General features: G+C 35.7%; 11 protein-coding genes. 4 read left to right on the forward strand and 7 right to left on the reverse strand.

Features of this window, described 5'->3' with window-relative positions:
* The gene (locus QL232_RS03205; RefSeq protein WP_281613050.1) at positions 1–1,827 is read right to left on the reverse strand and encodes an arylsulfatase; all 1,827 of its coding nucleotides are present in this window, start codon (positions 1,825–1,827) and stop codon (positions 1–3) included.
* Positions 1,828–2,077: 250 nt separating this feature from the next.
* Here QL232_RS03205 and QL232_RS03210 point away from each other — a divergent pair, with 250 nt between their 5' ends.
* Positions 2,078–2,542: a DUF523 domain-containing protein gene (locus QL232_RS03210; RefSeq protein ID WP_281613051.1), complete on the forward strand. Its 465-nt coding sequence runs from the start codon at positions 2,078–2,080 to the stop codon at positions 2,540–2,542.
* Between the two features lie 106 nt (positions 2,543–2,648).
* Here the strand turns inward: QL232_RS03210 and QL232_RS03215 are convergent, their stop codons facing one another.
* The 6 genes from QL232_RS03215 to QL232_RS03240 form a co-directional block, all read right to left on the reverse strand.
* The gene (locus QL232_RS03215; protein WP_281613052.1) at positions 2,649–5,228 is read right to left on the reverse strand and encodes a sialidase family protein; all 2,580 of its coding nucleotides are present in this window, start codon (positions 5,226–5,228) and stop codon (positions 2,649–2,651) included.
* Positions 5,229–5,230: 2 nt separating this feature from the next.
* Complete coding sequence (locus QL232_RS03220; RefSeq protein WP_281613053.1) at positions 5,231–8,830, reverse strand: T9SS type A sorting domain-containing protein; 3,600 nt, start codon at positions 8,828–8,830, stop codon at positions 5,231–5,233.
* A gap of 124 nt (positions 8,831–8,954) precedes the next feature.
* A complete protein-coding gene (locus QL232_RS03225) occupies positions 8,955–10,433 on the reverse strand; it encodes a hypothetical protein (RefSeq protein WP_281613054.1) in 1,479 nt (492 codons plus the stop codon).
* An 11-nt stretch (positions 10,434–10,444) separates the two neighbouring features.
* Positions 10,445–12,100, reverse strand: a complete 1,656-nt coding sequence (locus QL232_RS03230; protein WP_168882548.1) for a RagB/SusD family nutrient uptake outer membrane protein — start codon at positions 12,098–12,100, stop codon at positions 10,445–10,447.
* 9 nt (positions 12,101–12,109) lie between these two features.
* Positions 12,110–15,211, reverse strand: a complete 3,102-nt coding sequence (locus QL232_RS03235; RefSeq protein WP_281613055.1) for a TonB-dependent receptor — start codon at positions 15,209–15,211, stop codon at positions 12,110–12,112.
* A 261-nt stretch (positions 15,212–15,472) separates the two neighbouring features.
* Positions 15,473–19,660, reverse strand: a complete 4,188-nt coding sequence (locus QL232_RS03240; protein WP_281613056.1) for a two-component regulator propeller domain-containing protein — start codon at positions 19,658–19,660, stop codon at positions 15,473–15,475.
* A 574-nt stretch (positions 19,661–20,234) separates the two neighbouring features.
* Between QL232_RS03240 and QL232_RS03245 the strand changes: the two genes are divergently transcribed.
* The 3 genes from QL232_RS03245 (at position 20,235) to QL232_RS03255 (ending at position 24,568) form a co-directional block, all read left to right on the forward strand.
* Entirely contained in the window at positions 20,235–21,827 is a 1,593-nt protein-coding gene (locus QL232_RS03245) for an alpha-L-fucosidase (RefSeq protein WP_281613057.1), read from the forward strand.
* A gap of 104 nt (positions 21,828–21,931) precedes the next feature.
* On the forward strand, positions 21,932–23,455 hold the full coding sequence (locus QL232_RS03250; protein ID WP_281613058.1) for an alpha-L-fucosidase: 1,524 nt from the start codon (positions 21,932–21,934) through the stop codon (positions 23,453–23,455).
* A gap of 6 nt (positions 23,456–23,461) precedes the next feature.
* Entirely contained in the window at positions 23,462–24,568 is a 1,107-nt protein-coding gene (locus QL232_RS03255) for an aldose epimerase family protein (RefSeq protein ID WP_281613059.1), read from the forward strand.
* The last annotated feature ends 5 nt before the right edge of the window (positions 24,569–24,573 follow it).

The raw sequence follows: 24,573 nt of genomic DNA on the forward strand, positions 1-24,573 counted from the left end.
TTATTTCTCTTTTGATATGTAAACATAAAATGCAGAAATGTCTTTGTTGTCTTCATCGATAAATTTGCCTACCAATCTAGCTTTTCCTTCATTTAGGTACACTCGAAATGAAGTTCCTTTTGAAGACATATCGACATCCTGATACACTCTTAATGCATCAATTTCTAGCATCGCTTTTTTAAGTGGTATCACTCTTCCTTCTGGGCGAGCAATATACCAAGATTTTGTTATCCCTAATGCCTCTACTTTTGAATCAAACTGCAAACCAGCTTCTTTAGGCCAACGAGCTAAAGTGACTGTATAATATCCCTCTTGTTGTATATCGATTGTCCAAAAACCAACATCTGTTAAAGCTGGCTTTTTACCACTCAAAGGATCTCTAATTAAGTCTTGATTCCATGCTAGAGGTTCATCTGAATGGATATCATGTACTGTTAATGCGGTTTCATCGATGCCATCTACACCCACCTTATAATATTCAAATTTACTGAAGTCTTTGGAAACATGCTCCCACCATTTTTCATAAGCATTTCTCATTTCCTCTACTTTTTCTGGATGCGATGAAGCGATATCATTTTCTTGCCCTACGTCCTCTCTGATATTGTACAATTCCTTACCATTGATGAGTCGCCAATCATTATCCATGACTGCACTAAGTTTCCATTTAACGGGATGCTGTGTTTTATTCTTATCCAATACAGCATATCGCTTTGGCCAATTCTTTACTTCCCCAAAAATTAAAGGAGAGACTGTTTTTCCATCGTATTGAGTTTCTTTTGGCTGTTCTAAATCACAAAGGTCGATGAGTGTAGGAAGAACATCATAACTCATGACTAATTGATCAATGGATTTTCCTTTTTTCAAATTTCCATTTTTCCAATACATAAAAAATGGAACTCTGTGTCCTCCATCATATTGAGAGCTTTTCAATCCCCTCATATTGGCATTAAAACCGTATTCTTTTCCTTTGATATTTCTCCAACCATATTGGGATCCATTATCTGTAGTAAAGATCAGGATAGTATTATCCATAAGTTTTAATTCCTTGAGCTTCTTTTCTAATCTTGTAATATTATCGTCGATGTTAGTGATCATCCCATAATATGCCTTTTGAAAATCTAATAGCTCTTCCTCGTCTTTATATTGATTATAGTATTCTTCTGGTACATTTAGTGGGCCATGTGGAGCATTGGTGGAAAGATAAAGAAAGAAAGGTTGATCTTTTTTCTCTTCAATATATTTTATTGCTTCATCGAAGAACACATCAGTACAATATCCTTCAAATTGTTCTGGTTTTCCATTTCTTAAGTACACATCATCAAAGTAATCATTATCCCAGAAATCAGGAGTTTGTCCAATACCACCTGCACTATGATATAATGCTGTTTCAAAACCTCTATTTTCTGGTAAATAAGGGTAAGCATCTCCTAAATGCCATTTACCAAATAAGGCTGTAGCATATCCATTATCTTGGAACACTTGAGGCATAGCTGTAAACTTTTCTCTCAATAAGTTACAACCAGCAATCGTATGCCAAACACCTGCTCTGTGGCCTTCCATACCTGTCATTAATGCAGATCTTGATGGAGCACATGTAGAACCAGCATGAAAGTTATCGAAGGCAACACCTTGGTTTCTTAGCCTATCCATTGCTGGAGTTTTGATAATTTCATTTCCATGAGCGGCAATATCACCATACCCTTGATCGTCGGTAATAATTATAATAACATTTGGTTTGTTTGTTGGTTTTTTATCATCTGACTGAGCGTTTTGATGGAAAGCCATAAAAGCAATCAAGCCAAATAGAAGTTTATTCCATTTTTTCATTCAACATTTCATTTCAATGGTTCGAAGAATAATAATCTATGTTGGCAAGGTAGTGTGAGAATAACACCTTAAACCTATTCACTAATGCAAGAAATAACCGATTAATTTTATTACCTCCTAATTTTTAGTTTTTACACCCTTTTTTAGTTCGAAAAACCATCCTAAGCATAGCTATTTATATGATTTTTTACTTCTTATCGCTTCTTTTGTAATCTTAATACCATCTTTTTGATATCTTCCATTTAAGAAAATGAAACCAAAATATATTATTAGTTCTTGTTTAGTTGGGGTGAAATGTAGATACAATGCTACTTGTTCTAACACAGTGAATTTAGAGGATATGATCGATTCTGGTGAGGCAATCCCCGTTTGCCCGGAGGTGATTGCAGGTTTACCTACACCAAGAGAGCCAGTGGAAATACAACAAACAGAAGACGGTTTGAAGGTGACGAGTAAAGAAGGAAACGATTACACTCAACAGTTTCTCTATTCAGCAGAGGAGGTATTAAAAATCTGTAAGGAGAATAACATAACAAAAGCAATATTACAGTCTAGAAGTCCTTCGTGTGGGTTTGGGAGAATCTATGATGGTACCTTTTCTGGTAATCTGATTGAAGGAAATGGAGTAGTAGCAGATAAGCTATTTAAAAATGGTATTCAAGTGGTGACAGATGAGGAGTTTAAAAATGAGTCTGACTTCAAGACCAACCCATGAATTAATTTATGGGTTGGTGATATGGATTTTTATATCGCAAGTGTTAAGCCGATAGACGACACTTGGAACATGGTTCATTTTTTTGAGGAGGGAAACTAAGCATATTTTACAATTCTTCTTCTTTAAAAGTCACATACCAACCACTACCGTAAGTGGAAACATAAAACTTATCAGGAGTGTAATTGTCAATAGCAATATCATTAATACGGTCTGATTGACCATTACCTTTATTGATCTTTACCCATGTTCTTCCTGCATCTTTAGAAAGGTAAGTACCCGGATTTTTTCTCTTATTGCTGACATTTGGTAGGGTAGAAATAAGAATAACGTTATGGTCATAAAGTGCTGTTTCTACTCTTACGGTCCAAGGATAATCAAAGATTTTCTCCCATGTTTTCATACCATCAGTGCTTCTCCATAAACCTCCATCATTAATACCACTTTTTTTGCATCCAGCGGTAATATAAGCATTTCCTTTCTTATCAAAATGTATATCGTTGATACCGAAGGTACCAGATATTTCTTTTGTTGAACCTACCTTTTGCCAAGTATCACCTCCATCTTTCGATTTAAATAGACCTCCATTTTTATTTTGAACAGCCGCAAATAGAACAGTTGCTTTTTTAGGGTGCGTAGCAATAGCAGATAGATCTGGATCAAGTGGAAGGCCGTTATTGATACTTTCCCAAGTTTTGCCTCCGTCTGTCGAACAGTGTACTCCAAATCCTGTTTGTGAGTCACCGACATACTCTAAGGCTCTCGCATTTTTAGGAACGTGGAAATACATAATATCAGGGTTTTCAATGTTGAAAGTGATATTCAATTGATGAACAGATTGATCTCCGCTATGTGCTTTGACATTCCATTTCGGAATAGCTTCCCCATGTGATTGCCAAGTTTTACCTGCATCAATAGTTCTGAATAATTCACCTCTGTTATGCTGTCTAAAGAAAAGTGCATATCTGATATTAGTATCTGTTGGATGAATGGCGAAAGTGCTTAAAGATTGTTCATGTTCATTAAACTTATGTACTGATGCTGATTGTGCACCTTTTCGGACTTCTTTCCCTAAGTCATTCGTGATCCATAGGCTATTTTCTCCTGCAGCACAAAACACCTGATGTGGTAAGTCTGGATGTTGGTAGAAACCGTGTCCTGGAAGGTTCGAATTCCCTCCTCCAACATAATTTCCTTTACCGATTTCTATATCATCGATATCAATCCAAGTATCTCCTTTGTCATAGGAGAACAATGAAATTTTAGCCATCTGAGTGTGTAGAATACTTCCATCACAATTGAATCGAACAAAGTTACATCCTTTACGGTCGTAGGGGTCTCTTGCCATCCATCTCTTCAGGTATTTCAATTGGATATTATTACCTATCGGATTATTTCTTTTTGTCCAGTAGTCAGCATCATTGGATTTAGCTTCCCAGTTTTGTCCATTTCTAAATGTCACAAACCAATGTTTACCTCCATCTTTTGTTCTCCAAAGTTGTCCCGGCATAAAATTATTTCTTGAGGCATTCGAATATTCATTATTAACATAAATATTATTGATATCATTGGGATCCACTTCTATGGTATTGAAACGTTGTGTAATGGAAGAAGGTAGTTCTGGAAATGCCATTTTAGCTTCTTTGTCCTTCATGCCGAAGTAATAGGCAATGGCATGATAGTAACTTTTCATGATGGATGGAATTGATTGAAATTGTCGCATATCAATAGCAATATCTCCACTGATATTTACCCAACTTTCCCCTTCATCATCACTTCTAAAAATTCCTCCTTTATCGTCTATTATAGTTTGCCCCTCTTTCTTCCAAGTCACGTTATTAATAACAAATAAGGTGAGTTTTTTCGTATTGGTATCATAGTGATGTGTAAAGCTTCTCATTATTTCATGTCCAAAACCTTTTGTCTTTTGCTTCCAAGTTTTACCTCCATTGGTTGACTTGTAAAACCCTCTATTGGTACTTGCATATACTGTTTTTGAAGAGTTTGGGTCTACCAAAATAGATTCTACTTCTGTTTTTGGATGGATACCATTGACGATCAACTTCCAAGTTTTTCCACCGTTTGTAGTTTTGTAAATCTGACCTTGACTCTTGGGGTGAATATTAGCTCCATGAGGTTTTGATTGAGGAAATAATGCTCTACCCAGTTCTCTCATTTTTCCTCCCCCAACATACCAAACTTGATCGTCTTTTGGATCTACGGTGATACAGGCCATAAATTTATTATCAAACTGAGGTTCGAGTATGTTTTGCCAAGTTGCTCCTTTGTTATGCGTCACATAAATACCATTGTTGTTTCTATCTGTACAAAAACCAAAATCAGGATTTTGCCTTGAAAAATCAACACTTCTAAATTCTCTGGGTCCTCTCAAACCTTCGTTCAGGCCGGGACCGTCAGGGTCTAATACACTTTCGTAAGTAAAGCCACCATCTGTAGATCGATAAGAGTTCCCCATGTTGGGGCCAATAAAGAGGACTTTAGGATCTGTTGGGTGCCAAAAAGCCGATTTATTATTGCCACTCATACCTGGACCAAATTGATACCATTGATAGGAGGGGTCGGAGGCGACATCCTTTTCTTTTAAAGAATGGAAAAAGTGTTCCCCACCTTGCGCAAAGCAAGATAGAGAACACATCATCCATAAGATTGGATAGAGTATTTTTCTCATTTTTATTCTTTTAAGAACTTAAATTGATAAATCTTAGAAGCGGTTTCGACATTCAAAATATACATACCTTTAGCTAATGATGTCGAATTGATCACTAACTTATTGTTATTGACAAATTGAGGTACTGATTGTATTTGTCCAGATAAATTATAAATCGTAGCTTTTTCTAAGTATTCGATCGAACTATTTCCTTTGATATATATTTTCCCTGTTGTTGGATTAGGGTATACCACCCAATTGATGCCTTCATCTGGAGGAAGGTTAACAGGTTCTTCTACGACATTGATTTCTGTTACGGCCTCAAGTGAAGTACCGATGATACGAGCATATATCTTAGTATTGCCTTCTGCTTTTCCCTTTACTTTTCCAGTCGATGTAATCGATGCAATAGTTTCATCTTCACTAACTAATTCAACCCCTTGGTAGTATGCATTTTCAGGGTAGACCACAACTTTTAGTTGTTTTGTTGCTCCAGGTCTGAGCTCAATATTTTCTTCTTCAAAGTAGATCAATTCAGGCTGGATCACCTCGTCTTGGTTTAAGGCCATGTACCAACCACTACCATATGTTGAAGCGTAATATTTTCCTGGAACAAATTGATCAATAGCAATATCATTCACCCTGTCTGATTGACCATTTCCGGTATTGATTTTTTCCCAAGTATCACCTGCATCTTTTGATAAATACAGACCAGCGTTTAATCTGTCGATAGTTGTATTGGCTAGGGTCGAAACTAATATCACATTTGGATCATATTTGGCAATTTCAACTCTATTTGTCCAAGGATAGTCGAAAATTCTACTCCAAGATTCCATATTGTCTTCACTTACCCAAAGTCCTCCATCGTCGGCATCTCCATTTTTAGATCCAGAAGTAATATATACTTTTCCATTGTCACTGAAATGTATATCATTAATACCAAAAGATTTGGAAATAGCAGATGTAGAAGCAACTTCTGTCCATGTTGTACCTTGGTTTTCTGATTTGAATAGACCTCCATTTGAATGTTGAACGCAGGCAAAAATTGTAGAAGTATTCTCAGGATGTAATGCTATTCTAGTAACATCAGGTTCATTGGGTAAACCACTGTTTACTTCTTCCCAAGTAACACCACCATCGGTAGATCTATGGACACCAAAACCTGTAACTGAATTTCCAACAAACTCTATGTTATTGGCTCTCTTAGGTACACAGAAATAGAGGTTTTCAGTATCGTTAGGATCGATGGTTAATTGCATTTGATGAACGGATTGATCTCCACCTCCGTCAACCATATCCCATTCTGGAATGGCAGTACCTATTGCTTCCCATGTATCACCTCCATCCAAAGAACGAAGGCATTCACCTCGATGATGCTGTCTGAAGAATAAAGCATAATGTTTATCCGTATCATGAGGATCTATTGCATAAGAACTAATTGATTGTTCTGCATCTGTCAATGATTTGTATTGTACAGCCTGTGCACCTTCTCTAATATGGTTTCCTTCGTCATTAGTAATCCATAATGAGTTTTCTCCAGCAAGACAATAGACTTGACTTAAATCTGGATGTTGGAAAAATCCATGTCCAGGTAAATTACTATTTCCTGCACCAACAAAATTATCTGAACCAGGTGTTACTTCGATGTCATCAATATCTACCCATGTATCGCCTTTATCATAAGACATCAGTGATACCTTTGCCATATTTGCATGAAGTACTTTTCCATCAGCACTAAAGCGGGCAAAGTTGGTCCCTTTTCTTTCATAGTCATCTCTTACCATCCAATGTTTTAGATAGTTGAGTGTGATGTTACTGCCCATTGGGTTTCCTCTATTTTCCCAATAGCTTTTATCTGGAGAATTGCTTTCCCAGTTTTTACCATTCCTAAGGGTAATATACCAATGTTCACCACCATCTTTTGATCTCCACAATTGACCGGGTTTGAAATTGTTTTTAGATGCATTTGAGTATTCATTATTAAGGTAAATATTGTCTACATCATTAGGGTCAACTTCAATAGTATTAAAACGTTGAGTGATCTTGGTGGGCAATTCGGGGTATTGTTCAACGGCCTCATTGTATGATATTCCAAAGAAATGAGCTACAGTAGTGTAATAACTCTTTTTAATGCCTGAATTATCTTCAAACTGAGTAAGATCTAAAGCTAGATCACCATTAATTTTTGTCCAAGATTCACCATGATCAGTACTTTTAAAAATACCACCACCACCATCAGTTACCGTCTTCCCATCTGCTTTCCAAGTAATATCATTAATGACAAAAAGAATCACTTTGTTGGTATTGGTATTATGGAAGTAGGCCATTGCTCGCATGACATCATGATCAAATCCGTTGGTTTTCTTTACCCAATTTTTACCTCCGTCAGTACTTTTGTAAAACCCTCTGTTTGTACTCGCAAATACGATCAATGAGTTTTTTGGGTTAACCAATATAGTTTCCACTTCTGTCTTTTCATGAAGACCTTGGTTCATTAAAGTCCAAGTCTGCCCTTTGTCTGTACTCTTCCAAATTTTTCCTTGGCTGTTAGGGTCAATGTAAGTTCCATGAGGGTCGCTTTTTGGAAATAAAACTCTACCAAAATCTCTCATTTTTCCACCACCGGCATACCAAGTATCTTCGTCATTAGGATCAACAGAAACACAAGAGATATAAAGTCCTTCAAATGGTTCACCATTGATCAGCTCCCATGACTTGCCTTTGTTGATGGTCTTATAAATACCTAGGTTTCGTCTGTCCGTAGCAAAACCAAAGTCAGGGTTTTGTCTGGAAAAATCTATACTATATAACTCTCGGGGACCTCTTTCTCCTGTATCCATGCCTTTAGCGTCTGCATTTAACATGGACTCATAAGTTTCTCCTTGGTCTGTTGTTCTGTATACATTGCCCATATTCGGGCCGATAAATAAAGTATTTTCGTCAGTAGAGTGCCAAAATGCTACTTTGTTATTTCCACTCATTCCTGGTCCAAACTGAGACCATTTGACATTTGGATTTGACGTGACATTTGTAGTTTTTAATTCTTGGAAAAAATCATCACCGAGCTTCTTTATCAAGAAGTTGTCAAATAATAGCTCTCCTTTTCCTTCTGAATGTGGTTGAAAAGAGAAAAGTACATAACCATTTTCATCTGTAACAGAAGGAGTAAAACTAAACTTCACTTGTACCCATTCTGAACTTTCTAATGGTGAAAGATTCACTTGACCAATTTTAGTATCGTCAGATGAAAAGAATTTAATATTAGAATTCTGATTGTCTGTTTTGGTTAATGCTTTATAGTAGAAAGAGATTTTATAGACTTTACCTTCTTCCCATTTGATATTTTTGAACGAGGTAAAGTTACATTTTTGATTTGTAGCATTGAATTGAATTCGACAGCTACTATTACCTTCAAATTGGTCTGAATTATATTTTTCAAATATAGTTAAACCATTATATGTATTCGACTCCCATTCGGAAGAAATTTCCCCTTCAAAACCTGAAAAGAATAGAGTTTCAGCTTCTGAAGAAATTTTCAATGTTGACTGTTTATCCTCTTCACCCCATGTTCTAAAAAGTGTAGCAAAGGATAGTACAATAAGTAATAAGTAATTCTTTTTCATTTCGTTGTATTTAGGAAGTTGAGTGAAGTGAAATAGGGGCACACAGAAAAGAGGTAACAAGAAGGAATCGAAATTCTGAAGATCAAAATTCCTCCTTGTTCCTAGTTAATTCTTTTGCCTTAATTTAGTGTTGTGAAAAGACTAAATGATCTACTAATAATTGAGCAGTTTCATTTGGTTCTGCAATAAAATCGAATTGAACATTTGTATTGATAAACTCTTTCGTAATCGGTTCATTCGAGAAGTAAGTGATTTTTACCCATTCGCCATCTACCAATTGATCTTGGAAAGTTTTATTCATAGAATCTCCAGTATCTGCATCTTTTAGCGTTACTTTTAATACTCTGATGTTTCCAACAGCTTTTGCATAGAATTCAAAAGTGTAGTTATATTCAGCTGAAACAGGGAAATAACCTTCTGTCATTTCTATGGTTAGTTTCGAGCCATTTCCATTTTTATGTTCGTAGGGTTCAAAATCTACTTGTAAATAATAATCTCCATCAACTGCAGAAGTTGCATCTTTGATTACATTCATTGCACCAGATCCTACCCATTTCCCATCATTGAAAGGAGCATAAGTACCATTTTCAAAACTGCCATTTGTAAAGAAGTTATGTTGATACCCTTCGACTTCCATATCAGTAAACTCTTCTAGTTTTACACCATCAATAGATTGAAGATCACCAGCTTCACCTGAATGATTGTAAGTAACATACAATTGAGAGAAAGTAGGATCAACAAATAGAATAATCGTATTATTTACTTCCCCTGATGCAGCAAGGTGATTAATTGTAAGAACATTATTATCAGCATCTCTAATTGTAAAGTTGTTGATTGTACTGTCTGTGATTGTTTCTAAATCGAGGTCTCTGTTAAACTTCACAAAGATATTACCTTCTTCATCCTGTGTCATTTGATCCACTCTGAAAGGAACAGTTGATGGAACCACTTCGATTAGACCATTTTTGTAAATAGTATTTCCTGTGCCTTTTACAGGTTCTTTTCGAGAAGCAAAAAGGCCGATATCATAAACACCTGGTTTTACAAATTCAATTCTGGCTACAGAATCTTTTACGGTTTGATCTAATGTCGTTAACCATTCGAAAGTATCAGGTTGTCCTTTACTAGTACTCTTAAATGTAACAAAAGCACCAGATTCCATAATGTATTTTCCATTAGATTCTACATAATCACCTTCGATTTCAACCACTTCAAAGTCAGGGGTTACTGCTGAGTCGTAGACTGTAATATAGAATGTTGAATCATAATTTAATTCTTCATCTCCGAAATCCAACTGGATTTTAACGGGAACTACACCGGTATTTTCAAATTGAACATGAGCAATATGTTCTGTTAATACAGTGTCTTCATTATTGGTGAAATAAGAAGGTCCGTCTATAGTCCATTCTCTTACATATTCACCTCTTGATGCATCAGTAAATGAAAAGGTCCCACCAAGTGTAGTCACTAAATCTTTAGTATTCGATTCAGTACTAAAAACATATATATCTGTAATCTTATCGTACTCAAATTCCTCCTTACAAGAGAAGAAAGTCATTAAGCAGAAAAGAACCATAAAAAAGTTTGTTCCTTTTAATTTCATTTTACTTCAATTTATAGGTTAGGATTAGATAGTAATTCATCAATTGGAATAGGGAAGTAGTTATGATAATCAGGTGTATAACTTGCTGATGCATCTTGGAATTCTTGTAAAACTTCTTCTCCTTTTGGACCTTCCGTTGCATCTTCCGGTAGTTCGAAAAGAATCTTCTTACTCATGTAATACTTCTTCTTTGCAAGGCGGTCATATTGTTCTTTTATCACTCCCCATCTTCTCATGTCTACCCAACGCGTATCATGACCTTCGAACATTAACTCCAACGGACGTTCAACATACATAATATGTTCCATTAGCTTTTCTGCAGTATTGTATTCGTTATGATCCAATGGCATTACTGCCGAACGAGTTCTAATTCTATTGATATAGTGTACTGCTTCAAAAGTACCACCATCACCGTTATTTTGAATTAAACATTCTGCATAAAGAAGGTAAACATCTGCCAAACGAATCACTCTTTCGTTTATACCTGAGATCGTTTTTGTTCCAATAGCTTCATACTCATCCCACCAATTCTGGAATTTTCTTAAATAAGAGGATTCTTTATTTTTGAAAGTACCATGAACATCTGTTGGGTGCTTTTGATAGTATTCATAATCATCATCAGCCATAACAATAGAATATTGAGAACGGATGGAGTGTGTTAAACCATCATTTCTAGGATCTGTAGGATCCATTTCGTCGTTTTGGAAAAGCATTGTGATCCAATAAGAAGGCATTGATAATCTACTACCATTGGCGCCACTTGGAGCCAAATAAACACCTCTTCTTGTACCTTCTGTACCCGATGGGCCATCTACAATTACACCACCACCATTAGGTTTCTGAGTATCTGAGAATGAAACTTCAAATATTGATTCAGAATTAAATTCATGGTCTTTATCAAAGTTCCAACCAATTTCTGGAGTCAATTGATATAAATCGTCTCTTTCAATAATTTTAGCAAACTCATCTTGTGCTTTCACATATTCATGCTCATTGATATATACCTGACCCAAGAAAGCCGTAGCAGCTCCCCATGTTGCTCTACCTTTGTAGATATCATCCCATGTTTCAGGAAGTCTTTCTTGTGCATAAGTCAAGTCGCTAATAATCAGAGCTAGTACATCTTCTTTTGCACTTAAAGGTTGAGCAATTTCATCTTTCCCTTTCGCAACAGTGGTGTGTAGAATGATAGAACCATGGTTGTAAGTACTATACAACCAATAGTAGCAAATACCTCTGATGAAGTGAGCTTCTGCTAAACATAATTCTTTAGCATCCTCCTCCATATCAATAATATCTGGTACTTGATCTAAAATCTGGTTTGTTCTAAAAACTGTTGTATACAGATCAGCCCATTTCAATTTGACAATACTCGTGTTATCATTAAACAATAGTTTTGATAACTCGACATACTGATCATTCCAAATACTTGGTCGGCCAATATCAGATCTAGTGGGCATTTGAGCGGCAGAATTACCACCCATTGATCCATGGTTTTGAAGACCGCTATAAGCTGCCATTAATCCCATAAATGCTTCTTCTTCATTTTGCCAGAACTCTCGTTCTTCGATCGTATTTTTATTTTCTATATCAAACCAATCCTGACACCCAAAGAGGGTGAAAGCAATTAGTAAGCTTATGTTTATTTTTAATAGATTTTTCATCATGAGTAGTTTTTAGAATTGTAATGAAAGACCTGCTCTGTACGTTGCTGCCACTGGATATTTACCAGTATCTACACCACGATAGAATACATTTTTAGAACCAATTTCTGGATCGTATCCTGAGTAATTTGTAAATACAAATGGATTTTGTGCACTTACATAGACTCTGAAGTTGTTCATTTTTAACTTTCTAATAGTCTTGTCAGGAAGTGTGTATCCGAATGTGATATTTTGAATTTTTAAGTAAGAACCATCTTCCAAGAAATAATCAGAGTAGGTTCTCACGTTCATATGCGATGAACTTCTTCTTGGTGTAGGTACGTCTGATGTAGGATTTTCTGGAGACCAAGCATTCACTAATTCTTTGCTTGTCTTTTGCTGATAAGCATAAGCTTTTGTTCCGTTATAGATCTTTGCCCCATACGAACCAAATAACATTACACTTAGATCAAATCCTTTGTAGGCGAGGTTGACAGACAAGCCAGCTTCCCAAAGTGGTGTACCACTTCCTTGATATACTCTGTCGTTTTGATCAATCTCCCCATCTCCATTTACATCTACATATTTTAGATCACCAAGTTTAGCGGTTGGTATCATCTTTTGGTATTCCTCTAATTCTTCGTTGGTTTTGATAGTACCCTCTGTTGGAATTAAGAAAAACGCACCGGCTTCATAACCAGGAATCAAGAAAGTAGTAGGTTCCGAAGAATTACCTAATGGACGTCCACCAGGTACTGATTCCATTGTTGGAGCCAATTCTGTTACCTTGTTGAAATTTCTTGTAAATGTACCGTTTACTGTAAGCTTAAGCTTCTTGATATCAGTATTATATCCCAAGCCTAATTCGATTCCCTCATTTGTAAGGTTACCTACATTTTGCCACATTTTATTATAATTCCCTGTAACCGTACCACCTGCTGATGGAGGTAACTCTACAGGCAATAACATGTCTTTCTTTTCAGAACGATAAAGGTCAAAGTTGAAGAATAAACGACCAGCAAATAGCTCTCCATCTAAACCAATATTTTGAGAGATATTAGTTTCCCATGTGATGTCTTCATCAACATAAGTTGGATTACTTGTACCAGGGTATAAGATGTCATCTTCACCGATACCTAATACATAGTCGATCTGAGGAGTAACGATAGCAACATAGGGCAAATCTGCAATTAAGTTACCTAGGCCTTGCCCGGCCTTATCACTACCAGTTTCACCATAACCACCTCTAATTTTTAAACTACTGATGGTAGGTTTTAAGGCTTCAAAAAACTTTTCTTCACTTATATTCCAACCTGCTGAGAACGATTTGAAAGTACCCCAGTTATTGCTTGGATGGAATCTTGAAGACCCATCACTACGAATACTCGCACTTACCATATACTTTCCGTCGTAGCTATACTGTACACGGCCTAAGACACCGATGTTACTGCTTGCTGTATATCTTTGGTCAATACCTCTAACATCTTGAGCTACACCAAGGTTAGGAATATTGTTCGGCATATTAATAGCATGAACAGTTCTTCTATTTGCTTCTGCTGTCTCCCAAGTATTACCGGCCAATAAACTCACATGATGTTTTCCCCATTTCTTACTATAAGTAGCAGTATATTCTTGAATGGTTCTTAAGCTATACGTATCGATATATCTTAATTCATTAAGAGGTTTAGATGCTCTTGTGATGTATTCACCATTGTTGTTATACACATCGAAAGTTGGGCTAAACCAAACATCGTTGTTGATACCATAAGATCCACCGATATTGGCATTTAGTTTTAACCCTTTTGCCAATTCATAAGTGATTTTTGCATTACCATTATAGTTGTTTCCCCTAGTTTCATTCGTCTCGTTGATACGCGCTAAAAGGTTTGTCATTCTTTCAGGGTTTGAACCTTCGATTACGTATTCATCACTTTGTTGAATACCTGGTCTAAACGGATCTTGACGAAGGGCTTGGTACTGTATATTATTTGGAGGGTTGTCCTTATAACTATTCTGATAGCCCATATTGATTTGTACTTTCAACTTATTTTTTTCAAAAGTTGTATTCGCTCTCAATGTCTTTCTTTGGTAGGCAGATGAGATCTGAATACCCTGCTGGTCAAATAAAGTACCTACAATAGAATACGTTAAGTTCTTAGAACCGCCTGATAAACGTAAAGCATGGTTTTGAATGGGAGCCATGTCCACCTGTAATTCTTTTAGCCAATCCGTATTGTAATGCATAGCATTAGGATTGTTTTCTAAAGGATTTGGAGTACTTGGATCTCCTTTCCACATTAAGTGGTTGATGTACATCGCATCTGTAGTATTGGCTAAGTGAACATCAGAAGTGATTTTCTGAACACCATAATAAGAGTCCAGCGTCACTAACATTTTCCCTTTTTCACCTCTTTTTGTGGTGATTAAGATAACACCAGCCGAAGCTCTAGAACCGTAAATTGCAGCCGATGCACCATCTTTTAGTACCTCAACAGATTCGATCTCTTGAGGAGAAAGGTTAGGGTTTGAAGTATAGGTGACTCCATCTACCACATAAAGAGGTTCCGATCCACCTTCTTGGAAAGAAGAAACACCCCTAACGGTAATGGTAGCGTTTTCACCGGGAGCTCCTGATGCAGAACTCACACTAACACCTGCCATTTGTCCTTGAATAGCTGTTCCTAAATCTGATGTGGCCAAAGTATTGATCTGATCCGACTTAACTTGAGCAACAGAACCTGTTACTTCTCGTTTCTCTTGTTGACCATAACCAATCACGACAACTTCTTCTAGCGTTTCAGTATCCACCTCCATTTGGAGATTGATCTCTGACTTTTTACTTACCTCTACTTCTACAGGCTTGTATCCGATATATGAAAAGACAAGAATACTGTTCTTATCATATACCATGATGTTGTAGTTTCCATCAAAATCGGTTACCGTACCTATTGTCGATCCTTTGATAAGAACATTCACTCCAGGAATTGGAGCTTGTTCTTCATCGACAATTGTACCACTTACTTTAAAGGTCTTTTGAGCATAGAGTTTTGAGGTCATTCCTACTGTAAAAAGAATACTTAGAAAAAATATTCTCCGAAATAGAAGCTGATAAATTACTGATAATTTTCTTTTCATTTCATAAAAGATTAGTTCTTAATAATGACTCCAAAGCTAAGCGTACATATGACACCTATTGCGTACGAATACCTATAAAAAATGGGGGTGGTAAATATCTGATTAGCGAAAAAAAAAATCCCTTGATGATTGGTGTAAAAATTATTTCCCCCTTCTTTTATAGTGTCTCTATTATTTATCTTTTAATTTGATGGTAATCATGGTGTTATATCCTTTGTTTTTAGTATCTGTTTAAATTTTATCGGTGGTAAATGCATATGTTTATTGCATTTCTGCATCCTCAATTTCTTCTTCTTTTTTCTTTTTATTTCTCAAGAAGTGAGAAGGAGGGACACCAAATTCTTTCTTGAAACAGTTTCTAAAATATTTTAAATCACTGAATCCTACTTCGTAAGTGACATCACTTACACAGTATCTACCCATCTTTAATAATTGAGCAGCTCTTTTTAATCTAATGTTTCTAATAAAGATTTTTGCCGTTTGCTCAGTCAATGCTTTCAACTTCTGATTAAGACGTAGTGGATTCGTACCGTATTCATGAGCAAGCTTTTCAACGGTAAACTTCGGATCTGAAATATTTTCCTCTACGATAACTATCAGACGGTTTAAGAAACGTTCATCGATAGAAGTAAATGTAACTTCACTCGGTTGGGTATCAATATTCGTTCTGAAGTTCTTTTGTAGACGTTTTCTATTCTCAACAAGCGTATTTATTCTTGCCATCAATACTTCAGTATTAAAAGGTTTTGTAACATAGGCATCGACACCATATTCATACCCTTTTAATTTACTGTCATTAGAGTTTTTGGCAGTTAGAAGTATGATCGGTAAATGACAAACCTGAACATCTTCTCTAATTTTTCTCGTTAATTCATACCCATCCATAATCGGCATCATAATATCCGAGAGAATTAAGTTAGGCATTACCTCTTTTGCTAATTGAAAAGCCTTTTCGCCATCTTCTGCTTTGTACACCTTGAAAGTATCTTTCAAAAGATCATAAAGAAGATCAAGTATTGCAGGGTTATCGTCTGCAATAACAATTTTCGGTTTCGTTGTTAGGCTTAGTTCTTCTTCTTGAGCTGTTAATTCCTCTTCTTCCTCATTTTCAATCACTACAGCTTCTTCTGAGATACTTTCAATTTTTACATCATCTTGATAAGCAACTTCATCAAGAGGGAATTGAATTTTGAAAGTGGAACCAGCATTTTGTTTACTTTCTACCTCAATAGTACCATGGTGTAACTCCACTAAACTCTTTGTAAATGATAGGCCAATTCCTGTTCCTTCACTTTTTGATTTTGTCTGATTATCTACTTGATAGAATGGTTCGAACAAATACTTTAGATGCTCTTCAGAGATACCAAAACCTGTATCTTTTACTTCGATAACGACATGGTTATTTTCTTGCTGAATAGTCATCTTTACCTGACCTGCATAGGTAAACTTAAAGGCATTGGAAAGTAGGTTGTTCAGGATTTTCTTGAGTTTATCCTGATCAAATAACCCCTTAATAGAGTGCGTTTTGATATCCAAAGAAAAGTCTACTCTTTCATGATTGGCAAACTCTTTAAACGAATGGTAAATCTGTTCCGTAAACAATACCCAATCTCCTTGTTTTACTTGAAGTGCGGTATGCCCTTGTTCCATTTTTCGGAAGTCTAGCAGCTGATTAACCAGATTCATTAAATGGTTCACATTTTTATGAATCAGCTTGTAATACTTTTCTTTTTCTAATGAAGAATAAGCATTCCCTTTACTCATTAATTGTTCAATTGGTGTATGAATGAGCGTTAAAGGAGTTCTTAATTCATGAGAGATATTCGTAAAGAATTGCAACTTCATTTGACTTAGGTGCTCCAGTTTTTCTCTTTCAAACTGCTCCAACTCTAATTGATGTCTCTTTTTTACAGTAATTAGAGAGAATCTAGAGAAGAGGTAAATGAAACCAACGATGGCAATCACATATAGTATCTTTGCCCATAAAGTAGCCCACCAAGGAGCTGCTATTTCAATATCAAGATATAATGATTTAGGGTTCCAGATATTATCTCCATTAGATGCTTTTACTTCTAAAGTGTAGCTGCCTGGAGATAAGTTGGTATACTTTGCTATTCTGAAATCAGCGTTGGTTGTAATCCAGTTCTCATCAAATCCATTAAGCTTATACTTGTATTTGTTCTTGAATGGAGATCCATAATGTAAGCCTGCAAATTGTACTGCAAAGCTATTTTGATCATGGTTAAGCTGTATTTTTTGTGTGTATTGAATATTCTTTTTTAGAATAACATTTCCATCTAAAGTATCATTGACATGGATATTTTTATTCAGAACACTTAGTTCAGTAAATACTAAATCTCCAACTAGATAATCATCGACAATTTCATGAGGAGTGAAATAATTGATGCCATTGACGCCTCCAAACATCAGGTCGCCATTTTTTAGTTTGCAAGCAGCCAGATCACTGAATTCATTATCTTGAAGGCCATCACTAATGTTGTAATTTTTTATTTCTCTGGAATCCAGATTTATTCTTGTGATGCCATTGTTACTTGCAATCCATAGGTTTTGGTAGTCATCTTCCAATATAGATTTGATGATATTACTAGGTAGTCCATCATCAATTTTAATATGTTCGAAAGAAATACCATCTCCATTAACTTTTTCTGGGTTGACGATATTTAGTCCTCCGCCCATTGTTCCTATCCAGATCTCACCGTTTGATGCTTCAAAAACGGGTAGTAAATAGTTGTAGGAAAGGCTGTTTTTTTGATCTTCATGATGTTGATAGATCTCAAATGCAGGTCTGTCTTTTAATTTCTCTTCTTTTGAAATAAATACTAAACCATCTGACGATCCCACCCATAGGTTGCCATAACTGTCGATAAGAATATTGCGGATAAGTTTAACTTTTCCCTGTTGAAGATCTTTTTGATTGGAAATATTGGTCCATTCAATTTTACCATTTTTCTTTATGCCTCTGATCAGTCCTTTACCATAAGTACCTAACCAAATCACATCATCTCCATCACTTTGAATCGTAAAAGACGGGGCATCCTCATTTTCAGTTAGAAGAAATTCAGCATCTATATCAGTTAGTGTTTCCAGGTTCGTATCAATATCCATTTGATAAACCTTTCCTTTTTTTCTGATCCCAAACATAAGTTGATCTCCCCATTCGGTAATATCAAAAGTGGTGTTTGGTTTAAGGTTTTCGATAGTGAATGATTTGTACCCTACATTCATACCTTTACTACTATTCTCTAAGACATTTAAGGCTCCCCCTTGAGTGCCCACCCAAATTCGACCTTTACTGTCTTCGTAAATTGATCTTATTTTATTGTAGGAAATACTACTTGGATCATTGGTTTTATAGATATCCTTAAAGCGTTTACCGTTTGGATTGTATTTGATAACACCCCCACCTTTAGTACCTATCCAAATTACACCTAATTTATCTTTGTATACTTCAGTAATGATATTAATTTTTAAGGCATCAAAGTTTTCACTATGAATATGTTTCTTTTGAATATAGGTCCCTGAAACTTCATCGTATTCCATAAAAAGTAACCCTTTTCTAGTACCACCAATCATATACTTATTAGGATCAATACATAAAGTGTTGAACCTTGCGGTAGATACTTTTCTTAAAGATGATTTCTCTTCATTAAATAGCTGTATGCCATGTGGTCCTGAAAAGAATACTCCATCTTCCGATTCTGTAATATCCTTTACAGGAGGGATCTTCGTATTTGATATTTCTTTAAATGTATAAGACGGTTGATTATTGGAAGGCTTAATGGCGATTTGTAACCCTTTTTTTGTTCCTACCCATAGATTTCCATTTCTGTCATTAAATAATTTAACGACACCATTGGATAAAATGCTTTTAGAATTATGGTGGTTAGCGTAATATTTTTGAACCTTCAATTGGTCTTTTGTTAACTCATTAGCAGGTATACGGTTCAACCCCTTTGTGGTGCCCACCCATAGGTTGCCCTCATCATCGAGAGCTAAGGAATGCACATTGTTAGAGCTAAGTATTTTTGAGTCTTGAACGTTACGAAAGGAGGTCATTTCACCCGTCTCCAAGTTTAATCTACAGATACCAGAATTTAATAATCCTATCCAAAGGTTATTGAATTGATCTTCTTGAAAACAACTAATGATATTAGAAGTAAGCTGATGGGTATCCATGCTATAGTTGGTAAAACTATACCCATCGAATCTACTGATTCCTGCGTTGGTACCGAACCACATGAGCCCCTTACTATCTTGATAGATGCTAGTGATATCATTTTGTACTAGTCCATTTTTAGTAGAGTACAATTGTATATCAAAAACAATTTCATTCTCTTGTGCATACAACTGATGCGAAAATAAAGAGAAAAGTAATAGGGTAATTTTAGCAATTATAGTACTGTTGGTTGTGAAGTAGTAATTTTTCATAAGTTCATTTCATTGTGGTGGATATAGTATCAAAAAAATCCTCTCCAGAGTACCTTTATAGTCCCTTTTGAAGTGCTAGTGATTTAAATGAAAATCAAATAGAGTAATTATTTACTAGGGTGAAATTAGTATTATTTATCCCCATTTTTTGCCCAATAGGGTAGTTTTTCAAAAAATCACCCGCTAATAAGGACTAAAATCAAGTGGTTGTTTTTTCAAGGGTAGTAAGTGATAAGTTTAAAAAATGATTTGACTACAAAAATAACGCTTTAGTTTTAAAATTATTCATTGATGTAATGAATCAGTAGGTTGTTAAATGACAATTTATGCTAAAAACGATTACTTCTCTCGTTTCTATTTTCAAAAAGGTCAATCTCACACTAAAACCGCTTGTTTTTTCATCTATGGATTATTACCCCAATTGGTTTACTAAAATTCTCTAATCAACTCATAGTATCCCTATACATTTGTTTCAAGCAAGAAGAAATCAGTCATAGTTACTGATCACTTTGTTGGCTTTTGAAATCAAATCTAAAAGTCTTTGACTTACATAAAATAGGATAGTATGAAATTAATGAAGACATTTTCTCTGTCTGTGATGTGTGCTCTAGGAGCTTGCCAAATGCAACCAAGACAGCAAGAACTAAAATCAACTGAAAAATACACAGAAGACTGGAAGTCGTTATCGAAGGTAAATAAATCTCCAGATTGGTTTAGAGACGCCAAGTTTGGTATCTATACTCACTGGGGACCAATTTCCGGTGCATTTGTAAATATGAAGCCAAAGCAAAAACTTGCAGGGTGGCATGGTATGATGATGTACGGAAAAAATGGTATCCCTAATTGGAGGACTGGTGAGTTACCAAAGCATAAAGATGGAAGTGTTAACAACGACCCTACATCAAACTATTTACATCATGTAGAACAATTTGGTGATCCTGCCGAATTCGGTTACAAATACTTGATCGAAAACTTTAAGCCTACAGGTTTTGATCCACAGAAATGGGCAGAGCTGTTTGAAAAGTCAGGTGCTAAATATGCAGGCCCAGTGGCCATGCACCATGATAACTTTGCGATGTGGGATAGTAAAGCGACAAGATGGAACTCTGTAAATTATGGAGGAGTAGATGTTTCTAAAGAGTTAAAATCTGAGGTAGAGAAAAGAGGAATGAAGTTTATTGCTTCTTTTCACCATGCATTTACTTGGAAGTATTTTGCACCTGCTCATGAATATGGTGGAGTAGATCCAAAAGATTATGATCTATATACTGATCCTCATGATTATTACAACAATGAACCAACAGAAAGATTCTATAAAGAATGGTGGGCTAAACTAAAAGAATATATCGATACCTATCAGCCTGATATTATTTGGTTCGACTGGTGGTTGGAGAATATGAACGAAGAAAGTAGAAAGAAATTCTTAGCCTACTATTATAACAAAGGTATCGAATGGGACAAAGAAGTGGCTGTTCTTTTTAAAGAAGAGACTTTCCCTGAAATTACTGCTGTTCGTGACTATGAAAGAGGAAGACCGAACCAGCCAAAAGAAGATGTTTGGATCACTGATACCTCTCCAGGTACTTGGTTCTATAGATCGAATGCTAAGTTTGTCTCCTCCAATGAGCTTGTAGATATCCTTATCGATATTGTAGCTAAAAATGGTAACATGTTATTGAATGTGCCTCCAAACCCTGACGGAACAATTCCTGTTGAAATGGAAAACCTTTTATTGGATATGGGAAATTGGTTAGCAGTGAATGGTGACGCTATTTACGGGACAAGACCTTGGACTATTTTTGGAGAAGGACCAACAAGAATCCCTGCAGGTGGACATAAAATTGAAAGAAAGAAAATCAGATATAAAGCGAACGACATTCGATTTACTAAAAAGAGCAATAATGAATTTTACGCTTTAGTAATGGACACACCAAAAGGTGATATCAAAATCAAGTCGTTAAGCACAGCGATTGGTCTATTAAATAACAAAATCGAGAAAGTGACCTTACTAGGAAGTAGCGAAGAGTTGAAATGGAAAAGAACAGATGATGGGCTAATTATTCAACGCCCGAAGTCGTTCCCAACAAAATTTGCTCATGCTTTCAGAATCTTATGTGAAGGTTACTCTGAAACTGAACTTGGAGGAGAGTTCGAGCAGGTATTATAAATAGGTGCGGTTAAGTATGAGGGGAAGGGAATAGGATTCTGATTAAAAGCATAATGATCAACCCTTCCTCATCTATTATTCCTTTACCTTAAAAGTGTGGTATAATGAGATACAATCTAATGAAGGCATTAGCTGTTAGCTTTTTATTTTTCGTCATTTATAGTTTTTCTATGATCAGCACTCATTCAGAAAAACCTCAGCATTATGCTTACGATACTAATTGGGAGTCGGTGCAAACGTATCAGGTGCCTCAATGGTTTAAGGATGCAAAACTGGGGATTTTTGTGGAATGGGGTATTTATAATGTTCCTAGAATTAAAACATCTTATTATGCCCGATGGATGGATTTTGATAGTGTGCAGTACAATGCGAATGGGAAGGTAGTGAATACCAAACCTCATCCTTTGCATAATTTCCACAAATCACATTATGGAGCTTCCACCAAATACGAAGATTTTGTATCATCTTATACCACACAATCTTTTAATGCTGATGAATGGGCAAGCCTATTTAAAAAATCAGGAGCTAAATACATTATTTCCGTAGCAGAACATCATGATGGTTTCGCTATGTATAATTCAAATCACACTTCATTTAACAGTGTACAACTTGGTCCAAAAAGAGACCTTACAAAGGAATTAATACAGGCATCAAAAAAGCAAAATTTAAAAATAGGCTTATCCTCACATTTTGCCTACAACTGGAATTTCTATAGTCCCAATTCTTCTTTTCAAGATGAAAATAGGCAACTGGGATTGGCATCTCAGTACCCTTCACAGCCAGTGAGTCAAAATTTTATTGATCATTGGTGGGATAGAACGAAAGATATCATTGACCAATACCAACCTGATTTAATGTGGTTTGACTTCTACATGAATAAAAATGAGTTTAAGCCCTATCATGAAAAATTAGCCCTATACTATTACAATAAAGGCATTGATTGGGAGAAAGAAGTAGTCTTACAATCACAGGATAAATACAGTCATGCTCTACCCAAGGGAACCAATGTGATGAACATTAATTATTCGAAGAACAGAGAGATTAATGAAGAGCAATGGCAGGGGAATATTCCACTGGTAAAATATAACCTTGAGACAGGCGAAGAGAAACATAAAAAAACGAAAAGGGTAATTGAAGATTTTATCGATATTATCAGTAAAAATGGCAATGCTCTTTTGCATGTATTCCCTAATGCTGATGGAACGATTCCCGATAAACAAAAGCAAGTATTAGAAGAAATAGGAGAGTGGATAAATATCAATCAATCTGCAATTTTTGGAGCTTCACCTTGGACGACCCATGGTAAAGGAGCAATCAATACTTTTAAGGGTTCCTTTTCAAAACAATTAAAGGTGAATTATTCAACAAGAGACAGCTATCGTTTTACTAAAAATAACAACAGGTTGTATGTCTTTATGATGAGTAACTCGGAAGATGGTGTATTAGAAGTATCGGATATTGAAAGTAATAATCAGCAGAATAAAATCCGACATATCAATTTGTTAGGTAGTGATGAGAAAGTAGAATGGAAGCAGTCTGATCGGGGTTTATCGATTTTTATCTCTAAACATCAACCTAATAAATACGCGCGTGTTTTTGAAATCGAATTTGAAAACCAAATCTTATAAATAGAAATGAAATTATACTGTATTACACTATTCTTTCTAGTGATTTCCCAAATAGGGTTTGCACAGAAAGATCAATTTACCATCACGAAAAATGAGTGGGGTAAAGAGGGTAAGGAAAAGATTTTTTTATTGGATTTACAAAACCCAAATGGAATGCATATTCAGCTGACAAATTATGGGGCTATTTTGGTAAGGGCAGAAGTACCAGATCGCCACAATAATTTTGAAGATGTTGTATTAGGATTTGACTCACTTGCTCAATACCAACAACCGAACCCTCTTTTTGGGGCGACAGTAGGACGTTTTGCAAATCGAATAAGAAATGGAGCATTTGAGATTGATGGAGTTGTTTATCATTTGGATACAAAAGGAGGTAAACACTCTATTCATGGAGGTGGTGAATTTAGTAGTGCACTTTGGAAAGTGGAAAAGACCTTTAAAAGAAAGGAAGAAGCAGGGGTTGTCTTTTCTTATTTTTCTAAAGACGGTAGCCATGGTTTTCCTGGTAATGTACAATCCAAAGTGACGTATACGCTTACAAAAAATAATGAAATTAAAATTGATTTTGAGGCCAAAACAGACAAGGATACACATATTAGTATGACCAATCATTCTTATTTCAATTTAAATGGAATGAAAAGATCTATTGTGGATCAAGAAATAAGAATTGATGCCAATACAATTACTGCTATTGATAAAGACATTGTACCTACAGGTCAATTGGAAGAGGTAAGGAACACCGAAAAGGACCTTACTGTTCAAAAACCAATCGGTGAAAATATATTTAAGTTAGCCAATAACGGTTACCACTTTTGCTATGTTTTTAATAAAGAAATAAACAAACCTAAAAAGGTTATTGAAGTTGTAGATCCTACTTCAGGACGAACATTATCTGTAGTAACAACACAACCCTCAGTACAATTTTACACAGGTAACTCGTTAGACGGATCTATAATTGGTAAAGGAGGTAAGGCCTATGGAAAACATATTGCCTTTTGTTTAGAAACACAACATCTACCCGATACACCTAACCATCCTAACTTTCCCACTTCAATGGTGAAAGCAGGAGAGACTTATCACGAAACAGTCATCTATCAATTTGGTGTAGATTAAACAGT

The sequence above is a fragment of the Flammeovirga sp. SubArs3 genome, assembly GCF_947387565.1.
Lineage (GTDB): Bacteria > Bacteroidota > Bacteroidia > Cytophagales > Flammeovirgaceae > Flammeovirga > Flammeovirga agarivorans.